12 protein-coding genes and 1 pseudogene are annotated in these 13,201 nt (G+C 73.0%); 6 read left to right on the forward strand and 7 right to left on the reverse strand.

What is annotated here, in order from left to right:
- The first annotated feature begins 115 nt into the window (after positions 1-115).
- Positions 116-769 (forward strand): MerR family transcriptional regulator, encoded by a 654-nt coding sequence (locus tag AC067U_RS10320; protein WP_478829209.1) that lies wholly within the window; start codon positions 116-118, stop codon positions 767-769.
- 307 nt (positions 770-1,076) lie between these two features.
- On the opposite strand, the gene paaN is transcribed toward AC067U_RS10320, so the two are convergent.
- Positions 1,077-2,762, reverse strand: a complete 1,686-nt coding sequence (gene paaN / locus AC067U_RS10325) for a phenylacetic acid degradation protein PaaN (protein WP_478829210.1) — start codon at positions 2,760-2,762, stop codon at positions 1,077-1,079.
- A gap of 124 nt (positions 2,763-2,886) precedes the next feature.
- Here paaN and AC067U_RS10330 point away from each other — a divergent pair, with 124 nt between their 5' ends.
- Both AC067U_RS10330 and AC067U_RS10335 read left to right on the forward strand, forming a co-directional pair.
- Positions 2,887-4,488: a 3-hydroxyacyl-CoA dehydrogenase gene (locus AC067U_RS10330; protein WP_478829211.1), complete on the forward strand. Its 1,602-nt coding sequence runs from the start codon at positions 2,887-2,889 to the stop codon at positions 4,486-4,488.
- Entirely contained in the window at positions 4,485-5,081 is a 597-nt protein-coding gene (locus AC067U_RS10335; RefSeq protein WP_478829212.1) for a TetR/AcrR family transcriptional regulator, read from the forward strand. Before AC067U_RS10330 ends, AC067U_RS10335 begins: the two co-directional genes overlap by 4 nt.
- 103 nt (positions 5,082-5,184) lie before the next feature.
- Here AC067U_RS10335 and AC067U_RS10340 read toward each other — a convergent pair whose 3' ends face one another.
- Together AC067U_RS10340 and AC067U_RS10345 are read right to left on the reverse strand one after the other, a co-directional pair.
- Entirely contained in the window at positions 5,185-5,757 is a 573-nt protein-coding gene (locus AC067U_RS10340) for a GNAT family N-acetyltransferase (protein WP_478829213.1), read from the reverse strand.
- Positions 5,758-5,803: 46 nt separating this feature from the next.
- Positions 5,804-6,394, reverse strand: a complete 591-nt coding sequence (locus AC067U_RS10345; RefSeq protein ID WP_478829214.1) for an Lrp/AsnC family transcriptional regulator — start codon at positions 6,392-6,394, stop codon at positions 5,804-5,806.
- A 201-nt stretch (positions 6,395-6,595) separates the two neighbouring features.
- Between AC067U_RS10345 and pdhA the strand changes: the two genes are divergently transcribed.
- From pdhA to AC067U_RS10360, 3 genes are read left to right on the forward strand one after another with little or no spacing between them, the layout of a single operon-like run.
- On the forward strand, positions 6,596-7,735 hold the full coding sequence (pdhA, locus tag AC067U_RS10350; RefSeq protein WP_478829215.1) for a pyruvate dehydrogenase (acetyl-transferring) E1 component subunit alpha: 1,140 nt from the start codon (positions 6,596-6,598) through the stop codon (positions 7,733-7,735).
- A complete protein-coding gene (locus AC067U_RS10355) occupies positions 7,735-8,739 on the forward strand; it encodes an alpha-ketoacid dehydrogenase subunit beta (RefSeq protein WP_478829216.1) in 1,005 nt (334 codons plus the stop codon). The genes pdhA and AC067U_RS10355 overlap by 1 nt, the downstream gene beginning before the upstream one ends.
- Complete coding sequence (locus AC067U_RS10360) at positions 8,739-10,169, forward strand: dihydrolipoamide acetyltransferase family protein (RefSeq protein WP_478829217.1); 1,431 nt, start codon at positions 8,739-8,741, stop codon at positions 10,167-10,169. Before AC067U_RS10355 ends, AC067U_RS10360 begins: the two co-directional genes overlap by 1 nt.
- Positions 10,170-10,252: 83 nt before the next feature.
- On the opposite strand, the gene AC067U_RS10365 is transcribed toward AC067U_RS10360, so the two are convergent.
- From AC067U_RS10365 to AC067U_RS10380, 4 genes and pseudogenes are all read right to left on the reverse strand, one after another.
- Positions 10,253-10,651 (reverse strand): DUF2752 domain-containing protein, encoded by a 399-nt coding sequence (locus AC067U_RS10365; RefSeq protein ID WP_478829218.1) that lies wholly within the window; start codon positions 10,649-10,651, stop codon positions 10,253-10,255.
- Positions 10,652-10,668: 17 nt separating this feature from the next.
- Positions 10,669-10,920 (reverse strand): annotated as a pseudogene (locus AC067U_RS10370) (TM2 domain-containing protein); the annotation flags it as partial.
- Positions 10,921-11,061: 141 nt separating this feature from the next.
- The gene (locus AC067U_RS10375) at positions 11,062-12,042 is read right to left on the reverse strand and encodes an NAD(P)H-quinone oxidoreductase (RefSeq protein WP_478829219.1); all 981 of its coding nucleotides are present in this window, start codon (positions 12,040-12,042) and stop codon (positions 11,062-11,064) included.
- A 100-nt stretch (positions 12,043-12,142) separates the two neighbouring features.
- On the reverse strand, positions 12,143-13,189 hold the full coding sequence (locus AC067U_RS10380) for a potassium channel family protein (RefSeq protein WP_478829577.1): 1,047 nt from the start codon (positions 13,187-13,189) through the stop codon (positions 12,143-12,145).
- Positions 13,190-13,201: the final 12 nt, after the last annotated feature.

A 13,201-nucleotide genomic window follows, 5' to 3' on the forward strand; every position in this document is an offset into this window, starting at 1 on the left:
TGCGATGCGTGGAAGCGCGATGCATGGATAGTGGAGAGTGCCGCTATCTGATAGCGCCACTATCTATGATGGGAGTGGAAGTGGCAAGCACGGGACCGACAGGTGGGCGCGCGGCATGCGTATCGGAGAGCTGAGCCGGAGGACCGGGGTACCGGTGGCGACGATCAAGTACTACGTACGGGAGGGGCTGCTCGCGCCCGGTGAGCTGACCAGCCCGAACCAGGCGAGTTACGACGAGCAGCACGTGCGTCGGCTTCGGCTGGTCCGCGGGCTGCTGGAGGTCGGCGGGCTGTCCGTGGCGGCGATCAAGGAGGTGCTCGCGGCCGTCGACGACCGCGAGAAGCCGGTGCACAAGCTGCTGGGTGCGGTGGCGGACCGGCTGGTGCCGGACCGGGCTGCGGAGCGTGGCGGTGAGCGTGGCGGTGAGCCGGATGCCGAGGCCGGACTGGCCCGGGCGGAGGTGGCGCGGCTGATCGAGGCGCGCGGGTGGCGGGTGAGCCCCGGCTCTCCGGCGGGGGAGGCGCTCGCGGCGGCGCTCGCGGCGCTGTCCAGGGCCGGGCACGGTGGCTTCGCGTCGGTGCTCGACGAGTACGCCGGGGCGGCCGAGCGGGTGGCGGCGGCGGATCTGGCGTACACCGCAGGCGAGGTGGCGCGCGAGGACCTCGTGGAGAGGGTGGCCGTCGGCACGGTGCTGGGTGACGCGATGTTCGCGGCGCTGCGGCGGTTGGCGCAGGTGGACGCGTCCGCTCGGGCGCTCGGCGATCGCTAGCGCGTGCCTGCCTGGCCGGTCGGCCCGGTCGGCCCGGTCGGCCCCGTCGGCCCGGTCGGCCCGGTCGGGTCGGGGCTGTTCGGGCGGGTGGGCGTGGGCCCGGGGCCCGGCTCCGGAGCGGATGCGGAGCCGGGCGGGGGAGCCGCGGGCGTGCTGCGTGTGCCGTGTGCCCACCCTCCCCCAAGCGTCGACTTCGCTCGAGCAGGGGGGACCCCCATCGCCCTGCGGCACGATTGCCCACACGGCCGGCTGTGTGGCGCGATTGCCCACACGGCCGGCTGTGTGGCGTGACCGCCCACGCGGCGGGTTACGCCTGGCGGCGGACCTGGATCATGCGGAAGCGGTTGGAGACGAAGGCGCCGTCGCAGAGGGCGGCGTTCGCCGCCGGGTTGCCGCCGGAGCCGTGGAAGTCGGAGAACGCGGCGGTCTGGTTCACGAAGACCCCGCCGGTCAGGTTCAGCGAGAGCTGGGCCGCCTCCTCCAGGCAGACCTCCTCGACCGCGCGCTCGGTGTCCGGCGAGGTGGTGTAGGCGCCGACCGTCATGGCGCCCTTCTCCCGGACCGTGCGGCGCAGCAGCTCCAGCGCGTCCGCCGTGGAGTCGACGGCCACCGCGAAGGAGACCGGGCCGAAGCACTCGGAGAAGTAGGCCGCCTCCGGGTCCGGCTTGCCCGCGTCCAGCTTGACCACCACCGGGGTGCGGACCACCGCGTCCGGGAACTCCGGATTGGCGATCTCACGGGAGGCCAGGGCGACCTCGCCGAGGCCGGACGCCGCCTCCAGGCGGGCCTTCACGTCCGGGTTGACCAGCGCGCCCAGCAGCGCGTTGGCCCGGGCGTCGTCGCCCAGCAGGCCGGACACCGCGGCGGCCAGGTCGGCGACGACCTCGTCGTACGACTTGTGGCCGGCGTCGGTCTCGATGCCGTCCCGGGGGATCAGCAGGTTCTGCGGGGTGGTGCACATCTGCCCGCTGTAGAGCGAGAGGGAGAAGGCGAGGTTGCCGAGCATCCCCTTGTAGTTGTCGGTGGAGTCCACGACCACCGTGTTGACGCCGGCCTTCTCCGTGTAGACCTGCGCCTGGCGGGCGTTGGTCTCCAGCCAGTCGCCGAAGGCGGTGGAGCCGGTGTAGTCGATCAGCTTGATCTCGGGGCGGACGGCCAGCGTCTTGGCGATGCCCTCGCCCGGATTCTCGGTGGCCAGCGCGACCAGGTTCGGGTCGAAGCCCGTCTCGGCGAGCACCTCGCGCGCCACCTGCACGGTCAGCGCCAGCGGCAGCACGGCCCGCGGGTGCGGCTTGACCAGGACCGGGTTGCCGGTGGCCAGGGAGGCGAACAGGCCCGGGTAGCCGTTCCAGGTGGGGAAGGTGTTGCAGCCGATGACCAGCGCGATGCCGCGCGGCACGGCAGTGAAGGTCTTGCCCAGCTCCAGCGGGTCCTTCTTGCCCTGCGGCTTGGACCAGTCGGCCTGGCCGGGGACCCGGGTCTGCTCCTCGTAGGCGTACGCCACGGCCTCCAGGCCGCGGTCCTGCGCGTGCGGGCCACCCGCCTGGAAGGCCATCATGAAGGCCTGTCCGCTGGTGTGCATGACCGCGTGCGCGAACTCGTGCGTCCGGGCGGAGATGCGGGACAGGATCTCGATGCAGACCAGCGCGCGGACCTCCGGTCCGGCGTCGCGCCAGGCGGCCATGCCGGCCTTCATCGCGGGCAGCAGCACGTCCGGGTCGGCGTGCGGGTACTCGACGCCCAGCTCGATGCCGAACGGGGACATCTCGCCGCCGGTCCAGCCGTCCGTGCCGGGCTGCCCGAGGTCGAGCCGGGTGCCCTGCAGGGCCTGGAACGCGGCGAGCCCGTCGGCAGGCGCGGTCTCCCCGTACGCCTTGGGGTGCTCGGGATGCGGGGACCAGTAGGCACGGCTGCGAATGGCCTTCAGGGCCTCGTCCAGGGTCGGACGGTGCTTCTCGGTGAGCTGTGCGGCGGACAGGTCGGCGGCGGCCATCAAGACCAACTCCTCGTTGAGCCGGGCGTAGCGGAGCAGACTGCAGTTAGAGTAACCGAACGATCGGTCGGGACAAGAGGGCCCGGGCGTTCCTGTGGACAACGCGGTGCGGGAGGATCAGGACATGACAGCTATCGAGCGTTCCCGCACCGTGGCGGTCGTCGGGGCCGGAACGATGGGCCAGGGCATCGCCCAGGTCGCCCTCGCCGCGGGCCACCGCGTGCTCATCCAGGACGTGGACGAGACCCGCGCCCGGGCGGGCCGGGACGCCGTGCTGGAGCGGGTGGAGCGGCTGGTCGCCAAGGGGCGTCTGGACCGCGCCGAGGCCGACGCCATGACCGGCCGGATCGGGTCCACCCACGTCCTGGCGGAGCTCGCCGAAGCGGCCTTGGTGATCGAGGCGATCGTCGAGGACCCCGCCGTCAAGCGCGATCTCTTCGCCTCGCTGGAAAAGGTGGTCGCGCCGGACGCCCTGCTGGCGACGAACACCTCCTCCCTCTCCGTCACCGAGCTCGGCGGCGCCCTGGAACACCCGGGCCGGTTCGTCGGACTGCACTTCTTCAACCCGGCCCCGCTGCTGCCGCTGGTGGAGGTGGTGAGCGGCTTCGCCACCGACCCGGCCGCGGCCGAGCGGGCGTACGCGACCATGGCGGCCTGGGGGAAGTCCCCGGTCCGCTGCGCCGACACCCCCGGCTTCATCGTCAACCGGATCGCCCGCCCCTTCTACGCCGAGGCCTTCGCCGTGTACGAGGAGCGGGGCGCCGACCCGGCCACCATCGACGCGGTGCTGCGCGAGTCCGGCGGCTTCCGGATGGGCCCCTTCGAGCTCACCGACCTGATCGGCCAGGACGTCAACGAGGCCGTGACCCGCTCCGTGTGGGAGTCCTTCTTCCGCAGCCCCAAGTTCCTCCCGTCCCTCGCCCAGCGCCGACTGGTCCAGTCGGGGCGGCTCGGCCGCAAGTCGGGGCAGGGCTGGTACCCGTACGGCACGGACGCGCAGACGCCCCTCCCGCACACGGCCGCCCCCGAGGAGGCTCCCGCCGCGGTGACCGTGGTCGGCGACCTCGGCCCGGCCGCCGCCCTGGCCGGGCTGATGGCCGAGGCCGGCATCGAGGTCACCGAGGTGGCGTCCGGCGGCCCGTACATCCAGCTGCCCGGCGAGGGCCAGCTCGTCCTCGCCGACGGCAAGACCGCGATCGAGTTCGCCGACGTCGTCTACTTCGACCTGGCGCTGGACTACCGGGGTGCCTCCCGCATCGCGCTCTCCGCCTGCGAGGACACCTCCGAGCGGACCCTGGCCGAGGCGATCGGCCTGTTCCAGAAGCTGGGGAAGAAGGTCAGCGTCATCGGGGACGTCCCCGGCATGATCGTCGCCCGGACCGTGGCGATGCTGATCGACCTGACCGCCGACGCGGTCGCGCGGGGCGCGGCCTCCGCCGAGGACATCGACACCGCGATGCGGCTCGGCGTGAACTACCCGCTCGGACCTGGCGAATGGCACGACCGGCTGGGCCGTGACTGGGCGTACGACCTGCTGCACCACCTCGACGAGCGGGTTCCGGGCGGCCGCTACGCGCCCTCGCTCGCGCTCTACCGGACCGGCTACCAGGCCGGCGAGGAGAACGGCGAGGAGAACGGCGAGGAGAACGGCGAGGCCGCGTACGCCGGGGAGCCCGCCGGGTCCGAGCCCGAGCCCGGGTCCGGGGCGGAAGGCGGTGCCGAGTGACGACCTCCCGCCGGGACACCTACACCCCCGAGACGCTGCTCTCGGTCGCGGTCCAGGTCTTCAACGAGCGCGGCTACGACGGCACCTCGATGGAGCACCTCTCCAAGGCCGCCGGCATTTCCAAGTCCTCGATCTACCACCACGTCGCGGGCAAGGAGGAGCTGCTGCGCCGGGCCGTCAGCCGGGCCCTGGACGGCCTCTTCGGCATCTTCGACGAGCCCGGTGCCGACCGCGGCCGGGCGATCGACCAGGTCGAGTACGTCACCCGGCGCACGGTCGAGGTGCTGGTCGCGGAGCTCCCCTACGTCACCCTGCTGCTGCGGGTGCGCGGCAACACCCGGACCGAACGGTGGGCGCTGGAGCGCCGCCGCGAGTTCGACCACCGGGTCGCCGACCTGCTCAAGGCCGCGGCGGCGGACGGCGACCTGCGGCCGGACGTGGACATGCGGCTGGCCACCCGGCTGCTGTTCGGCATGGTGAACTCGCTGGTCGAGTGGTACCGGCCGCACCCCGGCACGCCCGCCACGGAGACGTCCGCGCTGGCCGACGCGGTGGTCCGGATGGCCTTCGACGGGCTGCGCACCGCCGGCTGAGCCCCGGTCCGCCGCGGGACCGCCGCCCGTGGTCCGCCGCAGCGCTGCAGCAGGCGTCGCCGGCCGGGCCGTCGGCGCTCCGGGCCGTTGCCGCTCGGGGCGGTCAGCGCTCCAGGCGGGCCGCCAGGGCGGCCTTCGCCGCGGGCCAGTCGGCATCGGTGACGCTGAAGAGCACCGAGTCGCGGACCCAGCCGTCCGGCATCACCATGTGGCGCCGTAGGACGCCCTCCTGGACGCCGCCGATCCGGGCTATGGCCGCCCGCGAGGCGGAGTTGCGCACGTCCGTGAGCAGCTCGACGCGGTGCATGCCGAGGGTCTCGAAGGCGTACGTCAGCATCAGCAGTTTGGCCTCGGTGTTCACGGCGGTGCGCTGCCAGGAGCGGCCGATGAAGGTCCAGCCGATCTCCAGCCGGCGGTGCTCCGGAATCATCTTCAGGAAGCGGGTGGAGCCGGCGATCCGGCCGGTGGCCACGTCCACCGTGGCGAACGCGAGGTCGGTGCCGGCCGTCCGCGCCGCCCGGGCGTCCTCGATCCAGCCGTGGACCTCGTCGGGGTGGGGGACGAGGGTGACGGGCAGCTTCCACAGTTCGCCGTCGCGGATCGCCTCGCACAGGCCGTCGTGGTGGTGCCGGCCGAGTGGTTCCAGCCGGACGTGCCGGCCCGTCAGCATGGGCATGGTGGATCTCCCCCGAGTCGTGATGATCTCCGGGGAGATTAGCCGGTCATTCCTCGGCCAGGGCCGGGCCGCCGCCCGGGCCGGGGTCCTGCAGATCCGTTTCCTCGAACACCAGCAGGGTGCGGGTGGACAGCACCTCCGGGATGGACTGCAGCCGGGTCAGGACCAGCTCGCGCAGGGTGCGGTTGTCCGGGGTGTGGACCAGCAGCAGGACGTCGAAATCTCCGCTGACCAGGGCGATGTGCGCGGCTCCGGGCAGTTCCCGGAGCTTCTCCCGGACCGTCCGCCAGGAGTTCTGGACGATCTTGAGGGTGATGTACGCGGAGGCGCCCTGGCCGGCCCGCTCGTGGTTGATCCGGGCGGTGAACCCGCGGATCACCCCGTCGTCGATCAGCCGGTTGATCCGGGAGTAGGCGTTGGCCCGGGACACGTGCACCTGCTCGGCGACCGACCGTATGGACGCCCGGCCGTCCGCCTGGAGCAACCGGAGGATCGAGCGGTCGACCGGGTCCAGCGTGCGCGGCGGGACCGGTGCGGCCGGTGCGCCGGGCGCGACGGGCTGGACCGGCGGGACCGCCGTGACGCGCTGCTCCGCGGCCTGCTCGGCACCCGCTCCGGCCATTTGTTCATCCGGCATCGCCCGCTGCCTCCCTCTGCTGGACGTCCTGCGTCCATACCAGGCCCAAGGCGCCCGTTTGTCCACAGCCTGCGGCCGCCTGTAGCCAAAATGTGCGGACGACCGAACAATCGGTAGGTGAGGCGCCTCACAACCGCGCCTCCCCCAGCCACGGCTGGGAGGTGCCCCCAGCCCGCTTCCCACGAGGAGGTGTACGCCGCCATGACGGTCCAAGAGCTGCCCGGTGCCGGTGCGTCGTCGTCCTACCGGCCCACCCCGCCGCCCGCCTGGCGGCCCCGCACGGACGCCGCCCCGCTGCTCCCGGACCCCGAGCCGTACCGGGTGCTGGGCACCCCCGCGGCCGAGAAGCTGGATCCGGAGCTGATGCGCCGCTACTACGCGGAGCTGGTCCGCGGCCGCCGGTACAACGCCCAGGCCACCGCGCTGACCCGGCAGGGCCGGCTCGCGGTGTACCCCTCCACCGTCGGCCAGGAGGCCTGTGAGATCGCCGCCGCGGTGGTCCTCCAGGAGCGGGACTGGCTCTTCCCCAGCTACCGGGACACCCTCGCCGCGGTGGCCCGCGGACTGGACCCGGTCCAGGCGCTCACCCTGCTCCGCGGTGACTGGCACACCGGCTACGACCCGCACGAGCACCGGATAGCCCCGCTGAGCACCCCGCTCGCCACCCAGCTGCCGCACGCGGTGGGCCTGGCGCACGCGGCGCGGCTGAGCGGCGACGACGTGGTGGCCCTGGCGATGATCGGCGACGGCGGCACCAGCGAGGGCGACTTCCACGAGGCGATGAACTTCGCCGCGGTCTGGCAGGCGCCGGTGGTCTTCCTCGTCCAGAACAACGGCTTCGCGATCTCCGTGCCGCTGGCCAAGCAGACCGCCGCCCCCACCCTGGCCCACAAGGCCGTCGGGTACGGCATGCCGGGCCGCCTGGTTGACGGGAACGACGTGGCCGCGATGCACGAGGTGCTGTCCGAGGCGGTCGACCGGGCCCGCTCCGGCGGCGGCCCGACCCTCATCGAGGCGATCACCTACCGGATCGAGGCCCACACCAACGCCGACGACGCCACCCGCTACCGGATGGACGCCGAGGTCGAGGCGTGGAAGGCGCACGACCCGGTGGAGCTCCTCGAGCGCGAGCTGACCGCGCGCGGCATCCTCGACGAGGAGGGCATCCGAGTGGCCAAGGAAGCGGCGGAGACCATGGCGGCGGCCCTGCGCGAGCGGATGAACGCCGACCCGGTGCTGAATCCGATGGATCTTTTCGAGCACGTGTACGCCGAGCGGACGGACCGCCTGCGGGAGCAGGCGGAGATGCTGCGGGCCGAGCTGGAAGCGGAGAACGAGTAATGGCGGCTTCGGCACTGGCTGCGAAGCCGGCCACGATGGCGCAGGCCCTGACCCGGGCCATGCGCGACGCGATGGCGGAGGACCCGAGGGTCCACGTCATGGGCGAGGACGTCGGCACCCTCGGAGGGGTCTTCCGGATCACGGACGGCCTGGCCAAGGAGTTCGGCGAGGACCGCTGCACCGACACCCCGCTCGCCGAGGCGGGCATCCTGGGCGCCGCGGTGGGCATGGCCATGTACGGTCTGCGCCCGGTCGTCGAGATGCAGTTCGACGCGTTCGCCTACCCGGCCTTCGAGCAGCTGATCTCCCACGTCGCCCGGATGCGGAACCGCACCCGGGGCGCGATGCCGCTCCCGATCACCATCCGGGTGCCCTACGGCGGCGGCATCGGCGGCGTGGAGCACCACAGCGACTCCTCCGAGGCGTACTACGTGGCCACGCCCGGCCTGACGGTCGTCACCCCGGCCACGGTGGAGGACGCGTACGGGCTGCTGCGCGCCTCGATCGCCTCGGACGACCCGGTCGTCTTCCTGGAGCCGAAGCGGCTCTACTGGTCGAAGGCCGACTGGTCGCCGGAGGCTCCGGCAGCGGTCCCCGGCATCGGGAAGGCCGTGGTCCGCCGCCCGGGCACGGGCGCCACGCTGGTCACCTACGGCCCCTCGCTCCCGGTCTGCCTGGAGGCGGCCGAGGCCGCCCGCGAGGAGGGCTGGGACCTGGAGGTCGTGGACCTGCGCTCGCTGGTCCCGTTCGACGAGGAGACGGTGGTCGCGTCGGTACGCCGTACCGGCCGCGCGGTGGTCGTCCACGAGGCCAACGGCTTCGGCGGGCCGGGCGCCGAGATCGCCACCCGCATCACGGAGCGCTGCTTCCACCACCTGGAGGCGCCGGTGCTGCGGGTGACGGGCCTCGACATCCCGTATCCGCCGCCGATGCTGGAGAAGTACCACCTGCCCGGCGTGGACCGGATCCTGGACACCGTGGCCCGGCTGCAGTGGGAGAACTGATGCCCAAGGTGATGGAGTTCAGGCTGCCCGACCTCGGCGAGGGACTGACCGAGGCGGAGATCGTCCGCTGGCTGGTCGCCGTCGGTGACGTGGTCGCGATCGACCAGCCCGTGGTCGAGGTGGAGACGGCCAAGGCCATGGTGGAGGTGCCCTGCCCGTACGGGGGAGTGGTCACCGCCCGCTTCGGCGAGGAGGGCACGGAGCTCCCGGTGGGGGCTCCGCTGATCACGGTCGCGGTGGGCGTGGGCGACTGCAAGGACCTGGACCTGGGCCCGGCCGTGGACCAGGTGGCGGGAGCGGCCGGGGACGGCCCGTCCACCGCCGCGGCGGATGCCGATGCCGCCGCGTCGGGCTCGGGCAACGTCCTCGTCGGCTACGGCACGGACCACTCGCGTCCGGCCCGGCGCCGCCGCGTCCGCCCCGCGGGCGTGCCGGAGGGCTCCGGCGCGGCTGCCGGGGCCGCGGCACCGGCAGCGCCGCCGGCCCCGGCTCCGGTGCCCGCCCGGGTGGCGGTCCCGGCCCCCGTGACGGAGGTCCGGGTCCACACCGGGCCCGTCCCGGTCATCTCGCCACTGGTGCGGAAGCTGGCCCGGGACAACGGGGTCGACCTGCGCGCGCTGCACGGTTCGGGCCCCGAGGGCCTGATCCTGCGGGCCGACGTGGAGGCCGCGCTCCGCGCGCCCGAGGCCCTGCCCACGGCCACGGCCACGGCCGCCACGGTCGCCACGGCCGTGCCGGCGGCGGGGAAGCGGATCCCGCTCAAGGGACTGCGGGGCGCCGTCGCCGAGAAGCTGTCGCGCAGCCGCCGGGAGATCCCGGAGGCCACCTGCTGGGTGGACGCGGACGCCACCGAGCTGATGGCGGCACGGGCCGCGATGAACGCGGCGGGCGGCCCGAAGATCTCCGTGCTGGCCCTGCTGGCCCGGATCTGCACGGCGGCGCTCGCCCGCTACCCGGAGCTGAACTCCACGGTGGACCTCGCGGCCAACGAGATCGTCCAGCTCCCCTCGGTCCACCTGGGCTTCGCCGCCCAGACCGAGCGCGGACTGGTCGTGCCGGTGGTCCGGGACGCACAGACGATGAACCCGGAGGCACTGTCGGCCGAGTTCGCCCGCCTCACCGAGGTGGCCCGGGCGGGCAAGCTCGCCCCGGCGGACCTCACGGGCGGCACGTTCACCCTCAACAACTACGGGGTGTTCGGGGTCGACGGCTCCACGCCGATCATCAACCACCCCGAGGCGGCCATGCTGGGCGTCGGCCGGATCATCCCCAAGCCCTGGGTCCACCAGGGCGAGCTGGCGGTCCGGCAGGTGGTGCAGCTCTCGCTCACCTTCGACCACCGGGTCTGCGACGGCGGTACGGCGGGCGGCTTCCTGCGCTTCGTCGCGGACTGCGTGGAACAGCCGGCGGTCCTGCTGCGCAGCCTCTAGCCGGGCCACCCGGAACGACCCTGCCGGGCCACCCGGGACGACCCTGCCGGGGTTCCCGGGCCGGCCCCGGCGGGTCCCGGGGCCTAGCCGAAGACGTTGCGGAGCACCGTCCACAGCGCGGCGATCGCGATGATCGCCGCGCTGCCGCGTTTCCCGACGGGGACGCGGTAGCGCCGGCCGCGCAGGGTGGCGGTGGTCAGCCAGTGGCCGTAGCCCAGGGCCACCACCGGCAGGGCGGCGAGCAGCGCGGCGTTCGCGCGGGCCGCGCCCGCCGGATCGCCGTGCAGCAGGCTGTACGCCATGCGCGTGCCCCCGCAGCCCGGGCAGGACAGCCCGGTCGCCCACTGCCACGGACACCGGGGCAGCAGCTGCGAGGGGTCGTACGGGCTGTGCCCGTACACGTAGACGGCGCCCGCCACGGCGGCGGCGCCGAGAACGACCGGCAGGGCCCGCACCGTCCACGGTGCGGGCCCTGCCGTCATGCCGGTCGAGCTCATGCTCAGCCGCGCAGGACGCGACCGTTCGAGTCGGTGGCGGTGCTGCTGGTCAGGAGCATGATGCCGTCGATCAGAGCCCAGATACCCAGACCACCACAGGTCAGCAGCTGGCCGATGGCCATGCCCACGTGACCGGTGTAGAAGCGACCGATGCCGAGACCGCCGAGGAAGAGCTGCAGAACGCCGGCGACGATCTTCGACTTCTCGGAGTAAGGAATGCCGTTGGGGGCGTAGCCGAACGGGGCGTTGGGGTCGGGCTGCTGCGGGAATGCCATGAAAGGGGTGGCCTTTGCTGGTAAGTGATAACTGCTCAGGAACGCGCGATTATGACATCGCACTTACCGTCACCTTATATGCCTCACCAAGGGCCTTGGGAATGGCGGGAATGTTACAGATCAGCGACTGAGCAGGAGCAGCTTCCCCACGTGGGTGCCCGATTCCAGCGTCCTGTGTGCTTCCGCGGCATTCGCGAGCGGGAACGTCCCATGGACCACGGGCCGTACCAGCCCGGCCTCGATCAGCGGCCACACGTGCTCACGTACGGCGGCCACGATCGCCGTCTTCTCCTCCAGCGGCCGGGCCCGCAGCGAGGTCGCGGTCACCGCGGCCCGCTTCGACAGCAGTGCCCCCAGGTCGAGTTCGGCCTTGACCCCGCCCTGCAGTCCGATGACGGCGAGCCGGCCGTTCACGGCCAGCGCCTCCACGTTCCGGGACAGGTACTTGGCGCCCATGATGTCCAGGATGACGTCCGCGCCGGCTCCGCCCGTCGCCTCCTTGAGCTCGGCCACGAAGTCCTGTTCGCGGTAGTCGACGAGGATGTCCGCGCCCAGTTCCCTGCAGCGGGCCAGTTTGTCCGGGCCGCCGGCGGTGACGGCCACCCGGGCCCCGACCGCCTTCGCCAGCTGGATGGCCATGGTGCCGATGCCGCTGGCTCCGCCGTGCACCAACAGGGTCTCGCCGGGTCGCAGATGGGCGACCATGAACACGTTCGACCAGACGGTCGCGACCACCTCGGGCAGTGCCGCGGCGGTGGCCACGTCCATCCCGGCCGGAACGGGCAGCAGCTGCCCGGCCGGGACCGCGACCTTCTCCGCGTAGCCGCCGCCGGCCAGCAGCGCGCACACCTCGTCGCCGACCGCCCAGCCGGACACCCCGGGACCGAGCGCCGCGATCCGGCCCGAGCATTCGAGGCCCGGGTAGCGGGAGGCGCCCGGCGGCGGGTCGTAGAAGCCCCGTCGCTGGAGCACGTCGGCGCGGTTCACGGCACTGGCCGCGACCTCGACGAGGACCTCGCCCTCGCCGGGCACCGGATCGGGTACGTCGGCCCAGACCAGGGCCTCGGGGCCGCCGGGCTGCGGAATGGTGATCGCATGCATGGCCCGGACACTAGTACGTGCCGTCAGCTCCCTCTCGGCAATCGGCGCCGGTCGGTCGGTCGGGCCGCCGGGGCCGGTGTCACCGGCCCCGGCGCCGGTCTCACCCCGCGCCCTCCGGCCGGGTGGCGCGCACGATGACGATCAGCCGGTCCGTCAGCTGCAGCGGGCCGGCGTGCGGGTCGTCGTACGGCAGCAGCCGGTGGCCGCGGAGCACGCTGACCACCAGGTCCTCCGTCTCCCGGACGCTCTTGCCGACCTCGGACTTGTTCACCGGGCGTTCCAGCAGGTCCAGGCCGCTGCCCTGCTGGATCAGGTCCTCCATGACGGCGCCCGCGCTGGGGCTGAGCACCGACAGCCCGAGCAGCCGTCCGGCCGCGCTGGCGCTGGTGATGACGGCGTCGGCGCCGGACTGGCGGAGCAGCGGGGCGTTCTCCTCCTCGCGCACCGCCGCGACGATCTTCGCGCCGCGGTTGAGCTGCCGGGCCGTCAGGGTGACCAGTACGGCCGTGTCGTCGCGCTGGGTGGCGATGATGACCTGGCGGGCCTTCTGCACCTCGGCGCGGAGCAGGACGTCGGAGCGGGTGGCGTCGCCGGCCACACCCGCGAACCCCGCCGCGTTGGCCGCGTCGACCACCTTGGTGCTGGGATCGACGACGACCACCCGCTGCTTGTCCAGGCCGGTGGCGAGCAGGGTCTGCAGGGCCGAGCGCCCCTTGGTGCCGAAACCGACGACCACCGTGTGGTCACGCAACTGCTTCCTCCAGCGGTTCAGCCGCCACTCGTCCCGGGTCCGCTCGGTGAGGACCTCCAGGGTGGTGCCGACCAGGATGATCAGGAACAGCACGCGCAGCGGCGTGATCAGCAGGATGTTGACCAGGCGCGCGCCGTCGCTGTACGGGACGATGTCGCCGTAGCCGGTGGTGGAGAGGGTGACCGTCGCGTAGTAGACGCAGTCGAGGAAGTCCACCGACCCGTCGGCGTTGTCGTGGTAGCCGGCGCGGTCGGCGTAGACGATGAAGACCGTCAGGACCAGCACGGACAGCGCCATCAGCAGGCGCTTGGCGACCTGCCGTATCGGCTTCTCCACCACCCGGGTGGGCATGTGGACCCGGTGCGAGACGTACGTCTCGTCGGCCTCGCGCGCCATCGCGTCCTGGCC

Source organism: Streptomyces sp. NPDC043853, assembly GCF_056436025.1.